This is a genomic window from Nitratidesulfovibrio liaohensis (assembly GCF_011682075.1).
Lineage (GTDB): Bacteria > Desulfobacterota > Desulfovibrionia > Desulfovibrionales > Desulfovibrionaceae > Cupidesulfovibrio > Cupidesulfovibrio liaohensis.
The window spans coordinates 1-18,394 of sequence record NZ_VSMK01000297.1 but is presented as its reverse complement, the minus strand read 5'-3'; the positions used below and the strand labels follow the sequence as shown (position 1 = coordinate 18,394).

General features: G+C 63.7%; 19 protein-coding genes. 5 read left to right on the top strand and 14 right to left on the bottom strand.

Annotated elements, in window-relative coordinates:
* The coding region (gene mutL / locus FVW27_RS10720) for a DNA mismatch repair endonuclease MutL (protein ID WP_208294741.1) at nt 1-745 on the bottom strand (745 nt) is incomplete at its 3' end.
* 341 nt (nt 746-1,086) lie between these two features.
* On the opposite strand from mutL, the gene FVW27_RS10715 reads away from it, so the two are divergent.
* Together FVW27_RS10715 and FVW27_RS10710 are read left to right on the top strand one after the other, a co-directional pair.
* The gene (locus FVW27_RS10715) at nt 1,087-1,761 is read left to right on the top strand and encodes an ABC transporter ATP-binding protein (protein ID WP_341806126.1); all 675 of its coding nucleotides are present in this window, start codon (nt 1,087-1,089) and stop codon (nt 1,759-1,761) included.
* Nucleotides 1,758-2,555 (top strand): ABC transporter permease, encoded by a 798-nt coding sequence (locus tag FVW27_RS10710; RefSeq protein ID WP_167125023.1) that lies wholly within the window; start codon nt 1,758-1,760, stop codon nt 2,553-2,555. The genes FVW27_RS10715 and FVW27_RS10710 overlap by 4 nt, the downstream gene beginning before the upstream one ends.
* A gap of 184 nt (nt 2,556-2,739) precedes the next feature.
* On the opposite strand, the gene FVW27_RS10705 is transcribed toward FVW27_RS10710, so the two are convergent.
* The 4 genes from FVW27_RS10705 to FVW27_RS10690 form a co-directional block, all read right to left on the bottom strand.
* Entirely contained in the window at nt 2,740-3,618 is an 879-nt protein-coding gene (locus FVW27_RS10705; RefSeq protein ID WP_167125021.1) for a polysaccharide deacetylase family protein, read from the bottom strand.
* A gap of 57 nt (nt 3,619-3,675) precedes the next feature.
* Nucleotides 3,676-4,212, bottom strand: coding sequence for a hypothetical protein (locus FVW27_RS10700; protein ID WP_167125019.1), 537 nt, complete (start codon nt 4,210-4,212; stop codon nt 3,676-3,678).
* A 59-nt stretch (nt 4,213-4,271) separates the two neighbouring features.
* Complete coding sequence (nfsB, locus tag FVW27_RS10695) at nt 4,272-4,925, bottom strand: oxygen-insensitive NAD(P)H nitroreductase (protein WP_167125017.1); 654 nt, start codon at nt 4,923-4,925, stop codon at nt 4,272-4,274.
* A gap of 155 nt (nt 4,926-5,080) precedes the next feature.
* Nucleotides 5,081-5,659: a TetR/AcrR family transcriptional regulator gene (locus FVW27_RS10690; RefSeq protein WP_167125016.1), complete on the bottom strand. Its 579-nt coding sequence runs from the start codon at nt 5,657-5,659 to the stop codon at nt 5,081-5,083.
* A 431-nt stretch (nt 5,660-6,090) separates the two neighbouring features.
* On the opposite strand from FVW27_RS10690, the gene FVW27_RS10685 reads away from it, so the two are divergent.
* Nucleotides 6,091-6,414: a hypothetical protein gene (locus FVW27_RS10685; RefSeq protein ID WP_167125014.1), complete on the top strand. Its 324-nt coding sequence runs from the start codon at nt 6,091-6,093 to the stop codon at nt 6,412-6,414.
* Between the two features lie 359 nt (nt 6,415-6,773).
* Here the strand turns inward: FVW27_RS10685 and FVW27_RS10680 are convergent, their stop codons facing one another.
* The 7 genes from FVW27_RS10680 to purD form a co-directional block, all read right to left on the bottom strand.
* Nucleotides 6,774-7,802, bottom strand: a complete 1,029-nt coding sequence (locus FVW27_RS10680) for a hypothetical protein (RefSeq protein WP_167125012.1) — start codon at nt 7,800-7,802, stop codon at nt 6,774-6,776.
* Nucleotides 7,803-7,858: 56 nt separating this feature from the next.
* Nucleotides 7,859-8,179 (bottom strand): hypothetical protein, encoded by a 321-nt coding sequence (locus FVW27_RS10675; RefSeq protein ID WP_167125010.1) that lies wholly within the window; start codon nt 8,177-8,179, stop codon nt 7,859-7,861.
* Between the two features lie 208 nt (nt 8,180-8,387).
* On the bottom strand, nt 8,388-8,879 hold the full coding sequence (locus tag FVW27_RS10670) for a hypothetical protein (RefSeq protein ID WP_167125009.1): 492 nt from the start codon (nt 8,877-8,879) through the stop codon (nt 8,388-8,390).
* 670 nt (nt 8,880-9,549) lie between these two features.
* Nucleotides 9,550-9,957 carry a type II toxin-antitoxin system HicB family antitoxin gene (locus FVW27_RS10665; protein ID WP_167125007.1) on the bottom strand — a complete coding sequence of 136 codons (408 nt, stop codon included), beginning with the start codon at nt 9,955-9,957 and terminating at the stop codon, nt 9,550-9,552.
* Between the two features lie 5 nt (nt 9,958-9,962).
* The gene (locus FVW27_RS10660) at nt 9,963-10,169 is read right to left on the bottom strand and encodes a type II toxin-antitoxin system HicA family toxin (protein WP_167125005.1); all 207 of its coding nucleotides are present in this window, start codon (nt 10,167-10,169) and stop codon (nt 9,963-9,965) included.
* Nucleotides 10,170-10,278: 109 nt separating this feature from the next.
* A complete protein-coding gene (purE, locus tag FVW27_RS10655) occupies nt 10,279-10,779 on the bottom strand; it encodes a 5-(carboxyamino)imidazole ribonucleotide mutase (RefSeq protein WP_167125003.1) in 501 nt (166 codons plus the stop codon).
* Between the two features lie 367 nt (nt 10,780-11,146).
* The gene (gene purD / locus FVW27_RS10650; RefSeq protein WP_167125001.1) at nt 11,147-12,424 is read right to left on the bottom strand and encodes a phosphoribosylamine--glycine ligase; all 1,278 of its coding nucleotides are present in this window, start codon (nt 12,422-12,424) and stop codon (nt 11,147-11,149) included.
* A 509-nt stretch (nt 12,425-12,933) separates the two neighbouring features.
* On the opposite strand from purD, the gene FVW27_RS10645 reads away from it, so the two are divergent.
* A complete protein-coding gene (locus tag FVW27_RS10645) occupies nt 12,934-14,229 on the top strand; it encodes a phenylacetate--CoA ligase (RefSeq protein ID WP_167124999.1) in 1,296 nt (431 codons plus the stop codon).
* A gap of 453 nt (nt 14,230-14,682) precedes the next feature.
* On the opposite strand, the gene FVW27_RS10640 is transcribed toward FVW27_RS10645, so the two are convergent.
* Nucleotides 14,683-15,906, bottom strand: a complete 1,224-nt coding sequence (locus FVW27_RS10640; RefSeq protein ID WP_243838351.1) for an EAL and HDOD domain-containing protein — start codon at nt 15,904-15,906, stop codon at nt 14,683-14,685.
* A gap of 345 nt (nt 15,907-16,251) precedes the next feature.
* Here FVW27_RS10640 and FVW27_RS10635 point away from each other — a divergent pair, with 345 nt between their 5' ends.
* Nucleotides 16,252-17,460, top strand: a complete 1,209-nt coding sequence (locus FVW27_RS10635) for an HD domain-containing phosphohydrolase (protein WP_167124995.1) — start codon at nt 16,252-16,254, stop codon at nt 17,458-17,460.
* Between the two features lie 255 nt (nt 17,461-17,715).
* Here FVW27_RS10635 and FVW27_RS10630 read toward each other — a convergent pair.
* On the bottom strand, nt 17,716-18,394 hold a 679-nt coding region (locus FVW27_RS10630), incomplete at its 5' end, for a methyl-accepting chemotaxis protein (protein ID WP_243838349.1).

Genomic DNA, 18,394 nt, shown 5'->3' with positions numbered 1-18,394 from the left:
GCACGGCCAGCCGCCGGGCCAGGGTCTGCCCGGCGGGAAAGCGCAGCACCTCGCGCCCGCCCGCGGACAGGGTGAAGGCCACGTCGGGCCGGGTCAGGGCCAGCCGTGCGAACAGTTCCTGGGCGCGCTTCAGCTCGGTGGCCTGGGTCTTCAGGAATTTCAGTCGCGCGGGCACGTTGGCGAACAGGTCGCGCACCTCGACGATGGTGCCCCGGTGCAGCGCCGCCGGACCGGCGGACACCACGTGACCGTGCGCCACCTCTATGCAGGTGGCCTCGCCGGGGGTGCCATCTGGAGCCACCGGGGCGGAAGTCATGCGGAACCGCGACACCGAGGCGATGGAGGGCAGCGCCTCGCCCCGGAAGCCGAAGCTGCCGATGCGGGCCAGTTCGGCGAGGTTCGCCACCTTGCTGGTGGCGTGGCGGGTGACCGCCAGTTCCAGTTCTTCCGCCGGAATGCCGGTGCCGTCGTCGCGCACCATGATCAGCGACTGCCCGCCGTTGTCCAGGGTAACCTCCACGGTGGTGGCTCCGGCATCCAGGCTGTTTTCCACCAGTTCCTTGACCACGCTGGCCGGGCGTTCCACCACCTCGCCCGCGGCAATCTGGTTGCGCAGGTCGGCGGGCAGCACCTGGATGCGGCGGCGCGCGCCGCGCGCGGGGGTGGGGTGCGTGACGTCCGTAGCCGGAGCTGTGGCGTTGTCGGAAACGGGGGCAGGGGCGGTGTCGTGGTCGTGCGTGTGCATGATTCATCTGTAGCCACTCGGGCGGGCAAGGTAAAGCGGCGGCGAGGATGCCCGCGCGGCAGGGGGATGCGGTATTGGCGGGCAACCGTCCGGCTGCGTGCCCCCATCGGCCCGGATGATAGTTGGTGACACCCCCGCACGCCCGGCGGTAGATTGTTGCCATGCAGCCACTTCTTCAGTTCGATGACATGTCGTTTGCGTATGCGTCCGGCGCGCATGCATCCGGCACGACCGGGAATGGTGCGGCCACGCCGGGAGCGGGGGCCGCTTCGCAGTCCGCATCGTCCGTGCAGCCCCGGTCACCCGCCGGGCCATCCGCCGTCGCGCCTGCCGGTTCCGGCGTGCCCGCGCTCCCCGGCCTTGCCCACGTGAACCTTGCGGTGCACCCCGGCGATTTCGTCATGCTCACAGGGCCGTCGGGCGCTGGCAAATCCACCCTGCTGCGGCTTGCCGTGCGGCTGGAAGAGGCCGACGCCGGGGTGGTCCGATGTGGGGGCCGACCGGTGGCGGACATTCCACCGGCGGAGCTGCGCCGCACCCTGGGCTTCGTGCAGCAGACCCCCACGGTTGGCGCAGGCACCGTGCGCGACAACCTGTTGCTGCCGTTCACCTTTGTGGCCAACAAGGGGCTGACCCCGCCCGACGACGCGGAACTGGCCGGGTGGCTGGCCCGCTTCCGGCTGGTGGGGGTGGGGCTGGACGCCACGGCGGCAGCGCTCAGCGTGGGGCAGCGCCAGCGGGTGTGCATCATCCGAACGATGCTGCTGCGGCCCGCGGCCCTGCTGATGGACGAACCCACCAGCGCGCTGGACCCGGAAAGTAGCGCGGTGGTGGAAGCCCTGACAGAGGAACTGAACGAGGACGGGGTGACCGTGCTCATGGTCACCCACGGGGTCTACCGCCCGGCGCGCCGTCCCTGGCGCGACGTGCGCGTGCAGGACGGCGGGGTGCGCGAGGTGGCGGTGGCCCATCCCGATGGCAACGCCACAGGCATGGTTGCCGGGGGTGCCGCATGAACGATCCTCTGGGCATGGCCTACATCCAGATCGGGCCGTGGCAACTGGCCGTGGCCGTGGTGTTCGTGCTGCTGGCTGGCGGGCTGTCGCTGGTGCACCACCTGAAGCTGGAACGCGACCTGGCCATCGGCACGCTGCGCACCTTTGCCCAACTGTTCGCCATGGGCTACCTGCTGCGCATCCTGTTCGGCCTGCAATCGGCGGTGCTGGTGGTGGGCATGTACATGGTCATGACCTGGTTCGCCGCGCGCATCGTCAAGGGGCGGGTGCGCGAGAAGGGCGTGGACTACTTCATGCCCACTCTGCTGGCAGTGCAGGTGACCTTTTTTCTGGTCACCTTCGTGGTCACGGGGTTGATCATCGGGGCCAAGCCGTGGTGGGAGCCGCAGTACTTCATCCCCATCGGGGGCATGGTGGCGGGCAATTCCATGAATGCGCTGGCCGTGGCGCTGGACCGGCTGTTCTCCGACCTGCGCGCCCACCGGGCAGAGGTGGAAATGCGCCTGTGCCTTGGCGCGGACCGGGACGAGGCCAGCGCCGACATCTTTCGCGGGGCGCTGCGCGCGGGCATGATCCCCTCCATAAATTCCATGATGGGCGTGGGGTTGGTGTCCATACCCGGCATGATGACCGGCCAGATCATGGCCGGGGCGGACCCGGCGGACGCCGTGCGCTACCAGATAGTGGTCATGCTGATGATAGTGGCATCCACGGCGCTGGCCACATTTATCGTGTTGCATCTGGTGCGCAGGCGTTGCTTCGGACGCGCGCACAATCTGCTGTTGCGGGCGTAGCGCGGAAAGCGGCGGGCGGCCCGACTGGTCTGACTGGTCCGGTCGGGTTCCGGCCAGGGATGCCCGGCTTCCGGACCATGGGGGGCACGGATGCGTCCGCAATGTACAACGGCCACGCCCCTATCGGACGTGGCCGTCGTTCATTACGGGTCCGGAATCACGCGGCGGGGCCGCGTGACCCTGGTCAGCTGTTGTAGGCGGCTTCGCTGTCATCCACGGGCGTTGCCGCGTCATCCATGGCGATGCGCGCGATCTGGTCCTTGCGCATGAAGACCACGCCCTGGTGGCGCATGGCGTACTGGATGAACCGCTCGACCACGTTGACCACGGACGCCGCGCCGCCAATGCGGTCGTGCATGCTGAACGACATCATGCGACGCCTGCTGCCCGCTTCCATGTACAACTGGTCGAAATCGCCCTTGAGCTGGGACAGGAACTGCTCGGGGGTCCAGTTCTTGCCGGAGAAGTTCACGATGTCGTTGTTGCGCAGGGTGTAGGGCACAATGGCGAAGCGCTTGCCGCGCACGTGGGTCACGAAGGGCTCGTCGCGGCTCACGTCGTCGATGTGGTAGAGGAAGTTGAGATCCTGCAGCACCTTCAGCGTGTTAACGCTGCGTCGCAACCAGTTGCAGTTGTAGCCCACCGAGCGCTGGCCGGTAATGGATTCCACGAGGTCCAGCCCGTCCTTCACGAATTGCAACTCGTCCTCGTAGGACAGGTTCCACTGGTTGGCCCAGGCGATGCCGTGCCCGGCGATTTCGTGCCCGGCGTCGGCAATGGCTCTGGCCACATCCGGGTAGGCCCGGGCGGCTTCGCCCACCATGTGGGACGTCACCTTGATGCCGTACTTGTCCCAGAGGTCGAGCATCCTGTAAACGCCTTCAGCGGCGCCGTACCGGAACCAGCTTTCGGCCGGCAGGTCGGGCACGTTGGCGGGCAGGGGCAGCGCGGAGAAGGGGCTTTCGGCCCCGGCAGGCTGTCCGCCGGTTTCAAACTGCATGGATATGCTGATCACAAGGCGCGAACCGTCCGGCCACGGTGGAGTCTGGGTGCGTTTCATCATGGCATTTGCCTCCGGCGGTTGTAGGTGAGCGGCCAGGAGTGGCCGCAACCACCTGTGTCAGTATAATGCCGTGTCGTCGTGCTGGTGCAGGGTGGCAGGCACGATGCGGTAGTCGCTTTCAAAGACGAGGTTGTGCAACTCTGCGGCGGCGATGGCACGCAACGTGGGCAGGGCCTCCTTGCCTTCGCTGGCGGAAAAGACATTGAGCGGCCAGTTCCCCACGCTGCGTCCGCGCATGTGGGGATGGTGGAAGCCCCTTCCGTAGAACGCCAGCAGCGTTATGGGCGAAAGCCCGGCGCGTTGCTGTTCCGGCCATTCCAGTGTCCATGCGGCGGTGACGTCGCCTGCCGGGTGTCGGACGACGCCCGTGGCATTCACGGTTCCGGTGCCCAGCAGCAGGGTCCGGTTGATCTCGTCAAGCACCTGCCTGGACGCCGGGTCCATGAAGGCAACGGCCTGCAGGAAGAGTTGCTCCTTGTCTGCCCGCGTCACGGCGGCTCCGTGGGTTCCGTCGCGCAGATCGGCGAAGTGTCGCAACAGTTCGCCAAGATATGCCGGGCGCGTGGTGTCTTCATGCGGGTTCGGGTTGGCCATGGCGCGTACCTCCTTGTGTTGCCTCCGACGGTCGACACGACCGGAACCGGGGGCTTGTCCTACAACCTGGTGAGGATGGCGTCCCCGGGCAGGCGGGACTTGGGCAGTTTGGCGTTGAAGTCGTCCGCCGCGCGGTAACCCAGCGGGACGATCACCGAACTGGTGCAGCCGATGGTGCGCAGATCCAGTTCCTGGTCCAGGATGCGCTGGTCGAAGCCCTCCATGGGGCAGGCGTCAATGCCCAGCAACGAAACTGAGTACAGCAGCGTGCCCAGGGCAAGGTAGACCTGCTTTTCCATCCAGTGCTGCACGTCGCGCAGTTCAAAGCGGTGCATGTTGACGAAATACGAGCGGCCGCCGTGCTGTCCGTCGCGGGTCGCCGCGTCGTGGAACCGGCCGTCCTTGTCTTCCTGGGCGAGCACGGCCTGCAGGTGGGCCTCGTCGACGTTGTTGCGCGTGCAGAACACCACGACGTGCGAGGCGTTGAGCACCTTGGGGGCATTGAACGAGTAGAAGCCCGTGGTCGCCTTGGCGATGCGCTCCTTGCCCTCGTCGGTGCCGGCGATGAAGAAGTGCCACGGCTGGACGTTGGTGGACGAGGGGCTGAAGCGCAGCAGCGTTTCGATCTGGGTGACCTGATCCTGCGGAATGCGGCGTGCGGGGTCGAATGCCTTCGTGGTGTAGCGGGCTTTTGCGTACTCATCGATATGCATGGGGATGTCCTCTCGGGTAAACGGGGTTGATGGACCGGGGCTGGCAGGTGTGCATTTCCGGGTCCTGCCGGTCGTCGCCTTCACCTTGCGGTGCCCCTTGGTTTTGCGTACTACCAATCTTCTAGTAGATAGGTTTTGTAATTAAATGAAAAGAATCACTTTTTACGAATGGACTCAATGAATACTTCGACGGAATTTTCGAATGCTCCAAGGTTTCCGCTACACCGCGCCTGTATCTGCGCCCCCAGCAACGTACTGTGGAACGCCTGTGCGATTTCCCTGCTGCTTCTTTTGCCAGGGGCGATCTCGCCAGCGTCGATCCCCATCTGTACGGCCCGTGCGAACGTGCCAATGGTTTCCGAAGCGGACACGTTGAGCGCCGCGCGTACGTCGTCTCCCAGTGTCGCGAATTCCGTGCTGAGAATGCCGATAAGGCACATTTTCCCCATGCGCACACCCTGTTCGTAGAGACCGGCTATGGTTTGCAGTTTTTCAATGCTGGTCAGATCGGAACCAACGATTTCCTGGAATTTGTTTCCGTAGATTTCGCGGCTCTGTGCGATGAGCGAGAGAATCAGGTCTTCCTTGCGCGGAAAATGATGATGGATGCTTGCCGTGGTAATGCCAATGATCTTGCTGAGGTCGGCATAGCTCATGGCGTTGACGCCAACGCGCTGTATGATGTTTCGGGCGGTTTCGAGAAGTTCGGCCTTGCGGTTGATCGTCTTTTTCATGCTGCCTATCTATGAGATGGTAGACATGATGTCAAGGTTGCTGCCCGGGGATTTTTTGCGGAAGGGTGGGCCGGTTTGCCCGGAAGCCCGGGAGAGAAGGGCGAAAGCGGGCATGGCAAGAATTTGGCCGGGGATGTTTTGGGCGCCGTGCTCCCGGCTTTCCGCCATCCACCATGGCGCGCTGGCGGCGTTTATCGTGCGGCATCTCGTCTGCAGGCGTTGCTTCGGACGCGCGCATAACTTACTGTTGAAGGCATAGCGCGTGGAACAGGCGGGCGGCCCTGTCAGGTGACGGTTACGGACGGTCACCGGCGATGTCGAACGCCTGCCATGGAGCGCTGCACGGGAACAATCGGGAGGACGAGCGACCAACGATTCCGCGACCATCAAAAGGTTCGGCACGAGCCGGGCACAAGCCAGGGAGGAACGCCATGCGCCAGATTGACCGCATTGATCGCGTTGTTGAGCGGCAGCCCCACGTGCCATCGCAGCCGAAAGGCTATGACCCTGAATTGATGTTTGTGGAATGCGCCCGTTGCGGCAGGCCGGTGATGTGGGAACATGGCCGCGCAACCGTTGTACTGCATGGCGTGGGCGTACACGCCGCCGACATTGACGAGCACTGCATGATCGTCACCGACGGCTGCGCGCACTGCCACCCGGAAGAAGACGAGTACCGCCTGAAGGTCATTCGCATCAGCGAGATCGTGTACCGCGACCTGCTGCGTGATGGTGAACCCATGGGTCACGCCTGAGCGCAGGCACTGGATTGACGGAGAGCCTGACCCGGCATGCGCCGCCCACCGGACAGCCGAGGGGGGGCATGGGGCCAGGACGGAGCATCGAGCGATTGCATGGCCCCCCAACAGGCCCCCGATAGGCATCCGACAGGTAGGGCCATGGTATGCGGGGGGCAGCCAGAGAGAAGGCCAGACACGAGATTCCCGGACACGAAAAGGCCGGGCACCGGAGTGCCCGCCACCAGAGGTTTTGACGGGTTCGCAACCCCTCCCGGTTGCCCCACGGCAAAGGGTCGATTCCTTTCCGAAACGGATATAACGCATGACGGCCGCGTCCCAGTGGGATGCGGCCGTCATTGCGTTGGGGGGCGGGGCTATTGCGCCCGCAGGGTTTCGAGCTGTGTGCTGGCCTTTGTCGCAATGACTTTGCCGATATCCTCGAACAACGAATGTTTGGGATACATGGTGGGGTCGATGGTGAAGACGTGCAGTATGTTGCCATTTTTCTTGATGTGAACTGTGGCGGAAAAGGCGTCGGAACGCTTGGACAGCAAGGACTCCCACGTGGCCTTCAAACCGGTTATGGTAATGGATATGTCGAATGAATTTTCAGACGAATAGTCGAACAGTTGCTTCTTGCGAAGTTCTTCGTAAACAGTTGCGGGAAGATTGCTTTCTGCTCGGCTTGTGATGAGCTTAGCTCGCGAATCCAGCGTATGGCCGCTTGTCCTTTTTCTGTGCCACTCTATAGTTTCGTCTGTCGTGATGATTTCTGCGGTGACGGAACGAAGAGTGCCGTTGATTCTCCCGGCGGAAGGGGTTGTGGGTTGTACGTTTGTGTCGCGCATTGCACGTATGAAATGGTTGTTTGCATCGTTGACGGATTTATAGAAGGCATAGAGAGACTCGGATGTCGGGGGGGACGTGTTCATGCCAAGACGGCCAAACGGGTATGAGGATGCATGTCGTTCCGATAGCAGCAGAGCACCTGTTTCCGTATCGATCATGTCCATACGAACATCGTACCGTGATGCCGAGGGGTGGATGACATTGGATTCACCTACCCCCATGGCGTATATGGTGAAATTCAGAGTGACGTTACCGTTGGCAGCGTTGTTCGCGGCTGGTGATTCGAGGAATGTTGAGCTGGTTATCTTTTGGGCTATCTCAAGGGGAGTCGTGAATATATAGTTTCCAAGGACTAGAAGGCTGAGATTGTTGTCGAAGTTGTGAATTTCAAATCCGTTGTCGAACATGAAATTCACGCCGTCCACACGGAAAGGCAACTGTTCATTTGTTTCTAGCACGTATGAGGGTGGGGTGAGCATTTCGGGGTTGGTCGCAGCGCATCCGCTACATGTCATGAGTGCCAGAGTCAGCAGGTACATTGTAAAGGTACGCATTGAGTGTCTCCGCATCTGTCGTGGTTTGCTGAAGGGGTGTGTATCGTATCGCAGAATTATGGTTGCCGGGTAGACGGCGATGTCTGCGATTCGTTGAGATGGGCCGCGATTTTTTCCGCGAAGGCCGGAGATATGCTGTCGAAGGTGGATTTTTCAGGATAACTGTCAGGTCCGACTGATATTGTATGTATCAGCTCGTCGTTTTTGTATATTTTCAAGTCTGCAACTATGGTGTCTTCCCTTGTATGTAGCAGGCCGCCTTGCTTTGCCCGTATTTCACGAACCGCTATGCATATGTCGAAAGCGTTTTCCGGGCTGGAGTCGAACATATTCCGGTTGCGAAGATTCTCGGCCACGAGGTATGGCAGTTCGCTCATGACCCGATTTTTGAAAATTACGGAGAAAGGCAGGGGGACATCTTTGTCGGGTCTGCCATAAGACCACATGAAGTAATTGGAGGGTGGGCGAACGGTGCCGGTTACGGAGCGGAGTGTGCCGTGTACTCTGCCCGGAATGTCCGTAGGCATCTCTGGACGTATTGTGTAAAGATCGCGCAACAAGGCATTGTTGACCGCGTTGATGGCGTCATGAAAGGCATGCGCAGCCCTTGGCGTTGGGGGGGGTGACGGACATGCCGATAGTACCGAGCGGAATGGAATGATCGTAGCGTTTTGAAAGCAGGATTTTTCCTGTGGAAGTGTCAATGACATTGACCAATACGTCGTATTGGGATGGCGTTGCTGTGAATATGTCGTGTTCACCAATTCCCATTCTGTATATAATGAAGTTGAGTGTTGCTGTATTTTTTGACGCACTATTGACTATGGGTGATTTCAGGAATGTTGAAGAAGTGATTTCTTGTACGGCTTCGAGTTCGCCAGTGCTGATGTGGTTGTTTATGTCGTACCAGTCAAATTTTTTATCAAAGTTTAAATTGATACCGCTCACTCGAAAAGAAAGCTTCTCATGGCTCGCAAGTTTGTATGTGGGCGGATCATGAGGCGTGTAGTGTGTCCGGTAGCACCCGCTGCATAACAAGAGCAGTAGTGGAATAAAGATAGGGGTCAGGTTTTTCACATATGCTCCGTAGGGTTGCATTTGTCTCTGTGGTTTACTGTATATCAGCTATACGGTGGCGCGCAAGGTGTGCGATTTTATATATGTAGCGTTTGATGACTGTATGAAGCAGTTGGTAGATGTTATTTCTGGATAATCATGTAGTTTCCATATGTATTAACATGGTATTAGTGATATATTTGTGATCATTTTTGAATTTTTAATGCCGATGTAATGCATGTTAATGTGTGCGAAAGTCTCATATAGAGTGGGAAAATTATTTTTTTACGGATACAAGTTGTCGCCGAGTGTTGTTTGCACTGGCGGGGGCTTTATGGGGAAGAATGGAATGGACGTGCGTTGCACGTCCATTCCGCTTGAAACGAGACCGCATGGCGGAAAATGGGAATCCAAATGATGGGCAGCAGTTTTTTAATACTATTCGACTGGATTTTCGGTGTGTTGTGCGTCTGGCGTCCTCTTGGTGCCGGCGATGGAGGGGCGCCGTGTAGAGTCAGCTGCCGGAGTGTCGGCCTCCAGAGTTTTTGACGGGTTCGCAACCCCTCCCGGTTGCCCTGCGGCAAGCGGTGATTCCTTTCCGAACCGTTCCGAAACGGACCAAACGCATGACGGCCGAGCCCCACCAGACCAGGGTGGGGCTCGGCCGTCGTTGTGTCAGGGGATATGCGGGCTACGCGCCTGCGGCCTTGACCGGCCCTGCGGCGCGCAGGGCGCTTTCCACCATGAACGCGGAGCGGCTCATGCCGCGCGCCTTGGCCGCGCGGTCGATGGTGTTGCGGATGTGCACGGGCATGGTGATGTTCACCGGCACCGACGTCGTATCCAGGAACGACAGGTCGATATCCGCCAGCAGCACGGCGCCGTCGCGCGCGTCCTCGCTGCCAAGCACCGCATCAATGGGGGAAGGGGGAGGGGCCACGGCGTCGCGTTCCCCCTCGAAATACAGTTCCACGGCCTCCTGCGCGTTGGCGAGGGCTTCTTCCAGAGTATCCCCCGCCGTGAAGCAGCCGGGAAAGTCGGGCAGGATCACGCTACAGGCGCTGCCCGCATCCTTATGGATGATGACCGGGTAGAGCATGGTATTCACCTCTTTTTGTCCGTTGCGGCACGCAGCGGTACGCCGGACTGCCGTTCGATGCTGCGCAGGGTGCCCAGGGGCAGATCCTTTTTGGGCTCGGGGATGATGACCGTGCGCCCGTCAGGGTGGCGCAGCTTGAGGTGGCTGCCCCGCTTTCCCACTTCTTCGAACCCGGCGGCGCGAAGGCACCGGATGACGTCCCTGCTGTGCATGTACGTATGATGCGCATGGTGCGCATAATGGTCAAGAAAAAAGGATGCGCATGGTGCGCATCCTTTCAGGGGTAAAGCTGACCCACGCACGGGGCGCGGCGAACGCAGGCTACTTCCGATACCGCGCTTCCAGTTCTTCCCCGGCTCTTTCCGCGTCGGCCTTCATTTTGGCGCGGGCGGCGGCAAGGCGTTGCGACAGGGCCGGATCAGCGAGGGCCAGGATTTGCGCGGCCAGCCAGGCGGCGTTGCGCGCGCCTGCCTTGTCCAGCGCCACGGTGGCCACCGGAAAGCCGGGGGGCATCTGCACCGTGGCCAGCAGGGCGTCCATGCCGCCAAGGGCGGATGCCGCCACGGGAATGCCGATGACCGGCTTCTGGGTGCGCGCGGCCACGCCCCCGGCCAGGTGGGCGGCCATGCCCGCCGCGCAGATGAACACCTGGCAGCCTTCGGCTTCAAGCTTGGTCACCAGCCGTTCGGTGCGTTCCGGGGTGCGGTGGGCGGAGCTGACGGTGAACAGGTAGGAAATGCCCAGGCTGTCGAGCACTTCGGTGCACGGGCGTACGGTGTCCTCGTCCGAGGCGGAGCCCATGAAAACGGCAACCTTGGTCATGCTGATCTCCTGTTGTCGATAAGGGTTCGGTAACCGGGCGGTCCGTGCTGTCGTGAACCGGTTCAATCCGGACTGGTATCTGTTGGACGGCGTGGCGAAACCCGCGGGGAGTGCCGGAAACGTCGTGCGTGGCCCATGCCGCCCCATGCCGCCCCATGCCGTCCGATGTCGTCCCCTGCCTACCCGTTCCGGTTCGGTCAGGTCCGCTCAGGTCCGGTCAGGCCCGGTCAGATTCGGTCGGGTTCGGTCGTGCCCGGCTGCTTCGGTCGAAGCCAGCAGGGCTAGTCAGGACTGGCTTCAAGCTGTCGTGGCCGGGGGCGGCGTGCCGCCCCCCGGCCCTTCATCGCAGATTTGTCCGGGCGCTGGGCTACCCCCCGCGCTTCAGGCCCTTTGCGCCGATGTCGCTGCGGTAGTGGGCATTGTCCATGCGCACTTTCGCCACGGCCCTGTAAGCCAGCGCCTGCGCGTCAGCCAGGCTGTCACCCAGGGCGGTGACGCACAGCACGCGCCCGCCGCGCGACACGGAAGCGCCGTCGCGCTGTTCGGTGCCCGCCTGGAACACCTTGACCGGACCCAGCGCCTCGGCATCCTCGATGCCGGAAATGGTCATGCCCTTGGCGTAGTTGCCGGGGTAGCCCTTGGCCGCCATGACCACGCCCAGCGCGGTTTCACGCTTCAGGGGCAGGGTGGTTTCGTGCAGTCGGCCCTGCGCGCCCGCCACCATGATGGCGGCAAGGTCGCCATCCAGGCGCATCAACAGCGGCTGGCATTCCGGGTCGCCGAAGCGGGTGTTGAATTCCAGCACCATGGGGCCTTCGGCGGTCATCATCAGGCCCGCGTACAGCACCCCGGTGAAGGGGTGGCCGCGTTTGATCAGTTCGCGCAGCACGGGGCGGATCACGAGGTCGATCATTTCCCCGTAGCGCGATTCGGGCAGCACAGGGGCGGGGCTGTATGCGCCCATGCCGCCGGTGTTGGGGCCTTCGTCGTTGTCGAACACGGCCTTGTGGTCCTGGGCGGAGGGCAGGGGAAGAACCGTTTCGCCGTCGCACAGGCACAGGAAGGAGGCTTCCTCGCCCATCAGCGCGCTTTCCACCACCACGCGGTCGCCCGCGTCGCCAAAGGCGCGCTTGACCATCATGTCGTCCACGGCTTCCAGTGCCTCGTCCACGGTGCGGGCCACGACCACGCCCTTGCCGGCGGCAAGCCCGTCGGCCTTGACCACCACGGGCGCGCCGTTCCGGCGGATGTAGGCGCGGGCCGCATCGGCATTGTCGAACACGCCGAAGGCGGCGGTGGGCACGCCCGCCGCGCGCATGACTTCCTTGGCAAAGGCCTTGCTGCCTTCCAGTTGGGCGCCGTAGGCGTCGGGGCCAAAGCAGGGCACGCCCGCCGTGACCATGGCGTCCTTGATGCCCAGCACCAGCGGCAGTTCCGGGCCGGGCACCACCAGGTCGATCTTTTCGTCCAGCGCAAAGCGCACCAGCGCGGGCAGGTCGCCATCGGAAATGGGCACGTTGGTGCCTTCAAGGGCGGTGCCGCCATTGCCGGGCGCGATGAAGATGTCCTTGACGAGGGGGCTCTGGCGCAGCTTCCAGGCCAGGGCGTGTTCACGCCCGCCGGATCCGACGATGAGTATCCGCACGGTGGGCCTCCTGATGCGGCAAGGGGTGATGATGCGGGGGCCGCGCGGCGGCTGGCCGGGGTTTTCCCCCGCGAGGATTCGTGGTAGCTCTCTGGTGCGCCCGGATTGTATACAATATGCGGGCGCCGCGCGATGGTGCAATCCGGTGCCTGCCAACAGGTTGTGGCAGCCGGTTGCGATGCCGTTGCGCACGGGCCGCCGTGCCCCGCTGTGTCGCGCAGGGGCGCAGCCTGCGGCAAGTCGCCGGAGGCTTTCCGGAGGGTTGCCGATGTCCCCGCGCAAAGGGGCAGGCCGGTGCGTCGCGTGGGCCTCAGATACAGGCTTTTGCGCCGCCGCACAAGCCGCGCCGCCCGTTGGGGCACGCTCCGGGCCCGTTCGCCGCAGGTCGGGAACCCGGCCCCATGCCCGGTCCGGTTTGCTGTTTCGTCCGGTTCATTGTCCGGCCCCGTTCGATCACGTTTCGTTCCGTGTCGCGCCTACATATTCCGCCGTTCCAGGAGTCCGCTTCCATGTCGCAGCATCGCTTCCTGCCCCATCTCGACCCGGAAACCCTGCACCGCGTGCAGACCGAGGGCCTGCGCTGGACCGTGCGCCACGCCTACGCCAACTGCCAGGCCTACAAGGCCAAGTTCGACGCGGCGGGCGTGCACCCCGACGACATCCGCACCCTGGACGACATCGTGCGCCTGCCCACCGCCAGCGTGGAAGACCTGCGCGAGGGCTACCCCCTGCCGCTGCTGTCCGTGCCGGAGAGCGACGTGGTGCGCATCCACGCCTCGTCGGGCACCACGGGCAAGCGCAAGATATTGGCCTACACCCAGAACGACGTGGACACCTTTGCCCTGCAAATGGCCCGTTGCTACGAACTGGCGGGCCTTACCCGCGAAGACCGCGTGCAGATCGCCGTGGGCTACGGCCTGTGGACGGCGGGGGCCGGGTTCCAGCTGGGGTCCGAGAAGTTCGGCGCGCTCACCGTGCCGGTGGGGCCGGGCAATCTGGAAATGCAGTTGCAGTTGCTGGTGGACATGGGCGTGACCTGTCTGGGGTCCACCGCCTCCATGGCCCTGCTGATGGCCGAGGAAGTGGAGCGCAACGGCCTGCTGGACAGGGTGAAGCTGCGCAAGGTGATATTCGGCGCGGAAACGCACAGCCCGCGCATGCGCGCCGCCTTCGAGCAGAAGCTGGGCCTGACGGGCAGCTACGACATCGCGGGCATGACGGAGATGTACGGCCCCGGCACCGGGCTGGAATGCGATGCGCGCGAGGGCCTGCACTACTGGGCCGACCTGTTCATCATCGAAATCCTGGACCCGGCCACCCTGCAACCGGTGGCCCCCGGCGAGGTGGGCGAAATGGTGGTCACCTCGCTGCGCAAGGAGGCATCGCCGCTGGTCCGCTACCGCACCCGCGACCTGACGCGCATGCTGCCCGGCCAGTGTTCGTGCGGGCGGTGCATCCCCCGGCACGACCACATTCTGGGCCGCTCGGACGACATGATCATCTTCCGGGGGGTGAACATCTACCCCGGCCAGATAGCGGACGTGCTGCACGAATTTCCGGTGCTGGGGTCCGAGTACCACATCCAGCTCACCCGTACCGATGGCCGCGACGCCATGCTGCTGCAGGTGGAACGGCTGGAGGGCGCAACGGCGGACACCGACGCGGGCCTGACGCGCGAGGTGGGCGACCGCCTGCACAGGAAGCTGATGGCCCGCGTGGCCGTGCAGGTGGTGGACCCCGGCGTGCTGCCGCGCTCGTTCGGCAAGTCCAAGCGGGTTACCGATCTGCGCATGGCCGACGGGTAGGGCTTGTTGCGCTGTGGTCCTTTGTCCTCTGCCTGACCGACCCGAAGGGCGCGGAGCGTGCCCGTTAAGCGAGCCTGCGAGCTTTGCCCCAGCCGTAGGCGAGTATTCGAGCCGTACGGATGGGGACAGCAGCGATACGGGCATCGAGCGCAGAACGGTCAGAATGATTTTTATTACGGCCGAATACGATAAGGGCGCGCTGCGGTCGCCATCCGTAATGCTCACAAGTTCGCATAACGGCCACCGCGTACTCCCGTCATAAAACATTCTTCCTTGGCAAAGGGCAAAAACTCTCGCAGCGTGAACAAGCCCTTTGGAGTGGGCGACGTTAACCTGCCGTATTGGAAAGGCATTGAATGCACAAGGGCACACCAATGTGTGCCCTTTTTTCTTCTCCTGCGTTCCAGCACGCTTTCGCATGCCACGGTCCGGCCTGTCTCTGCTCATGTCCCGCTAGCTCAATATCCGGCTGGCCCACATCTGGGCGTCGATGTTGCTGCGGGCCACGTCCACGGGTGAAAAGCCCAGCCTGGCCATCAGTGGCAGGGCCTCGTCCCATGCGCCGCGCTCCAGCAGCACGGCCAGGTGCAGTTCGTCGTGCATGGGAGAAGGTTCGCCGGAAAGGGCGGTCCGAAAGTCCGCGTCCAACGGCAGGTGGGCCAGCAGGACCGGCATGGGGATGCCCAGCAGCGCATCCAACTGCGACAAAAGTCCCAGCAGGAACATGGATTCCGGGGCGTGGGTGCAGGCACGCGTGAGGCCGCACAGCAGTTCCAGGAACCGCGCGCGGGTCACGGCCAGCCGCATGGCCTCCGCCGGGGCGGCGCTGCCCGCCGTGTCGGCCAGGGTGATCACCAGCAGCCACTTGCGCAGCGTTTCGAAGCCCAGCAGCGATGCCGCGTGCTGGACGGACGTCACTTCCTTCAGCAGGGCGAACCACGCGGAGTTGATGTACCGCAGCAGGCGGTAGGTCAGGCCGGGGTCCACGGTCACGGCGCGCACCAGCTTGTGCGGGTCGGCCTCGCCGGTCAGCGACTGCATCAGGTGCAGGCGCGAGGTCTGGGCCGACGACAGGGTGCGCCCCGGCACGATGACCGGCCTGGCAAAGTGGTAGCCCTGGAACAGGGTGTACCCCAGCATGCGACACTGGTCGAACATGGCCGCGTTCTCCACCTTTTCCGCCAGCAGCACGGCATGGTGGCGCTTGCGCAGGTCTGCGGTAAGCGCAGGCAGTTCCGCTGGGGGTACGCCCAGCACGTCCACCTTGATGATGTCCGCCAGCGTCAGCAGCGGCAACGCCTGCTCCTGCCCCACAAAGTCGTCCACTGCCAGCCGGTATCCCGCCCGCTTCAGGGCGTGCAGGGCCTCCACCAGTTCGGGCGTGGGCTGCACCGTTTCGAGAATTTCGGGGATGCACCGGTCCGGCGGCAGCACTTCCGCCGCGCCGGACAGCAGTAGCCCTTCGGGAAAGTTGATCAGGAAGGGGGTGGCGCCGGGTATGGTCTCGCTGGCGATGGCGTAGCCGTCGGCAATGACCGACGCGGTGGCTGCGTCGGGGTCGTCGATGCGCGCGGGGCCGCTGGGGCTGTCGCGGAACAGCAACTCGTGTCCCCACAGTGCGCCGAAGGCATCAAAGATGGTCTGCCGGGCGATGAAGATGGTAGGGGATTGCTGCATGGGGTTCTGGCCCTGCATGGATGCGGCTTTGCCCCGCTGCGGGGCGTGGTGTGCGGAGGGCGGAGGTGATGCCACGCCGTTCCGATGGTTGGCCTGCACGTGCTCTGTACCAGTATGACAGGCGTTACCCTTGCCCACAAGGTAGTGATACCCCCAGAACGGACGGAAGGGAGTATCACCCTATGGGGGGAACCTGTATTGCGTTTGCGGGTGCCGCCGGAGAGCACCGCGCGCGCCTGCTTTTGGCGGCGTGAAGAGAGGCAGGGTGTTGTTTTTTGCAGCGCAGACACGTAGATGCAAGGGGTCGCCGCACCGGCGATACACGGGGGAGGGGAGGAGGCACCGGTGCTCAAGAAGATCTCCACGCGGGATCTCAAACCCGGCATGTACGTGGTGGACATGGGCCTGTCATGGCTCGAAAACCCGTACCTGTACAGCCAGGTTGGGGTCGTCGGCTCCGAGGGCGACGTGCTGCGCATCCAGCGCGAAGGCTTCATGGAAGTCTTCGTGGATACGCGCCGTTCGCTGGGGGGCGACGGCACCGACGGCCTGAGCGACGAAGAGGCCATTTCCGCCGAACTGGCGCGCGAACTTGGCGACGAGGATCCGCTGGCGCCCACCGTGTCGCTGGCGGAAGAAATGCCCCAGGCCCGCGCGCTGTACGACGATTCCGTGGGCTTTGCGCGCAAGGCCATGGACGTCATGCGCAAGGACGGCTTCGTGGACGTGCAGGCCGCCCAGCCCATGGTGGAAGGCATCCTTTCCAGCGTTACCCGCAATGCCAATGCGCTGCTGGGCCTTTCCAAACTGCGCTCGGTGGACGAATACACGTACACACACTGCATCAACGTGGCCGTGCTGGCCGTGGTGTTCGGGCGGCACCTGGGCTTTGGCGACATCACCCTGAACCGGGTGGGGCTGGCCGGGCTGTTCCACGACCTCGGCAAGGCCCGCGTGCCCGATACCATCCTGAACAGTCCGCGCCGCCTGACGCCGGACGAGTTCAGCGTCATGAAGCGCCACCCCGAACTGGGGTGGGAGCAGGTGCGCGAAAACCCCATGGTCTACGACGAGGTGCTGGCGGGCATGCTGGAGCACCACGAGAAGTACAACGGCCTCGGCTACCCGCGCGGCCTCAAGGGCGAGGAAATCAGCATCATCGCCCGCATTCTGGCCGTGGTGGACGTGTATGACGCCCTTACCAGCCGTCGGGTGTACAAGGCCGCCATGCTGCCGCACAAGGCGCTGGGCCTGATGTACGGCATGCGCGGGCAGGATTTTCATCCCGGTTTCGTGGAACGGTTCATCCGGTGTCTGGGGATATACCCCGTGGGCAGCGTAGTGGAGCTGAACACCGGCCAGCGCGGCGTGGTCAGCAAGGCCAACGCGCGCGAACCGCTGCTGCCGGAAGTGATCGTGGTGCGCGACCCCAAGGGCCGCCCGGCCCAGCAGCGCAGGCTGGACCTTTCCGGCCAGACCGCCGTGAAGGTGGTGGCCTGCCTGGACCCGCGCGATGCGGGCATCGATCCCGGGCAGGTGCTGGGCACATCCTGATTGGCCCGACCGGCCTTATCAGCCTGATCAGCCTGATCAGCCTGATAAGGGGGACGGCGTTGCGGCGTGGCCCGGCCTTTGGACCGTCGCTCGCCACGCATGAAGCGTTATCCCATCGCCGCAATCTTGCTAAAAAAGCGGGGCGCTCCGAACGGAGCGCCCCGCTTGTATTTGCAGCAACCCCTGCCCGCTGCTTGTCCTGTTTGCCGTCTGTGCTGTTCGCGTCAGGGGGCTTGTGTTTCCGCAGGCGCGCGGTCAGGCGGTTATCTGCACGATGAGCGCCTGCAACCTGTCGGCCTGCTGGCGCAGCCCGTCCACGGATGCGGCTGCCTCGCCCATGCCGTGGGCCATGCCTTCGGCCACCTCGCGAATGACGTCGATGGCCATGGCGGCCCGGGCCGCCTGGTCGGCCTGCAGGCCTGCCCCGTCGGCGATGGCCCCCACCTCGTCGGTGGTGGCCCCCACAAGGTCCACGATGCGCTCCAGCGCCTCGCTGGATTCGCCGGCGAGTTGGGCCGTTTCGTCGATGGCCCCGCCGGAGGCGTCCACCTGGTTCATGCTTTCGCGTACGCCGTGCTGGATGGCGGTGATGGCTGCGCGCACCTCACCCGTGGCCTGCATGGTCTTTTCGGCCAGCTTGCGCACCTCGTCCGCCACCACGGCAAAGCCGCGCCCGGCGTCACCGGCGCGTGCCGCCTCGATGGCGGCGTTGAGCGCCAGCAGGTTGGTCTGGTCGGCGATGTCGGCGATGACGCCCATCACCCGGCCTATGGCTTCCGCCTGGCCACCCAGTCCACGCATGCCGCCGCGCAGTTCTTCCGACCGTTCCACCACGCTGCGCATGGCCTCGCGCATGCGGCGCACCTTGTCGGACCCCGCCCGGGCCTCGTCCACGGCGCGTTCCGCCGCATCGGCGGCACGCCCGGCAAGGCGG

Coding starts and splice junctions, on each gene's coding strand:
- FVW27_RS10710 (WP_167125023.1), top strand. CDS start 1,758: ATGAACGATCCTCTGGGCATGGCCTACATCCAGATCGGGCCGTGGCAA.
- FVW27_RS10705 (WP_167125021.1), bottom strand. CDS start 3,618: ATGATGAAACGCACCCAGACTCCACCGTGGCCGGACGGTTCGCGCCTT.
- FVW27_RS10700 (WP_167125019.1), bottom strand. CDS start 4,212: ATGGCCAACCCGAACCCGCATGAAGACACCACGCGCCCGGCATATCTT.
- nfsB (WP_167125017.1), bottom strand. CDS start 4,925: ATGCATATCGATGAGTACGCAAAAGCCCGCTACACCACGAAGGCATTC.
- FVW27_RS10690 (WP_167125016.1), bottom strand. CDS start 5,659: ATGAAAAAGACGATCAACCGCAAGGCCGAACTTCTCGAAACCGCCCGA.
- FVW27_RS10685 (WP_167125014.1), top strand. CDS start 6,091: ATGCGCCAGATTGACCGCATTGATCGCGTTGTTGAGCGGCAGCCCCAC.
- FVW27_RS10680 (WP_167125012.1), bottom strand. CDS start 7,802: ATGCGTACCTTTACAATGTACCTGCTGACTCTGGCACTCATGACATGT.
- FVW27_RS10675 (WP_167125010.1), bottom strand. CDS start 8,179: ATGAGCGAACTGCCATACCTCGTGGCCGAGAATCTTCGCAACCGGAAT.
- FVW27_RS10665 (WP_167125007.1), bottom strand. CDS start 9,957: ATGCTCTACCCGGTCATCATCCATAAGGATGCGGGCAGCGCCTGTAGC.
- FVW27_RS10660 (WP_167125005.1), bottom strand. CDS start 10,169: ATGCACAGCAGGGACGTCATCCGGTGCCTTCGCGCCGCCGGGTTCGAA.
- purE (WP_167125003.1), bottom strand. CDS start 10,779: ATGACCAAGGTTGCCGTTTTCATGGGCTCCGCCTCGGACGAGGACACC.
- FVW27_RS10645 (WP_167124999.1), top strand. CDS start 12,934: ATGTCGCAGCATCGCTTCCTGCCCCATCTCGACCCGGAAACCCTGCAC.
- FVW27_RS10640 (WP_243838351.1), bottom strand. CDS start 15,906: ATGCAGCAATCCCCTACCATCTTCATCGCCCGGCAGACCATCTTTGAT.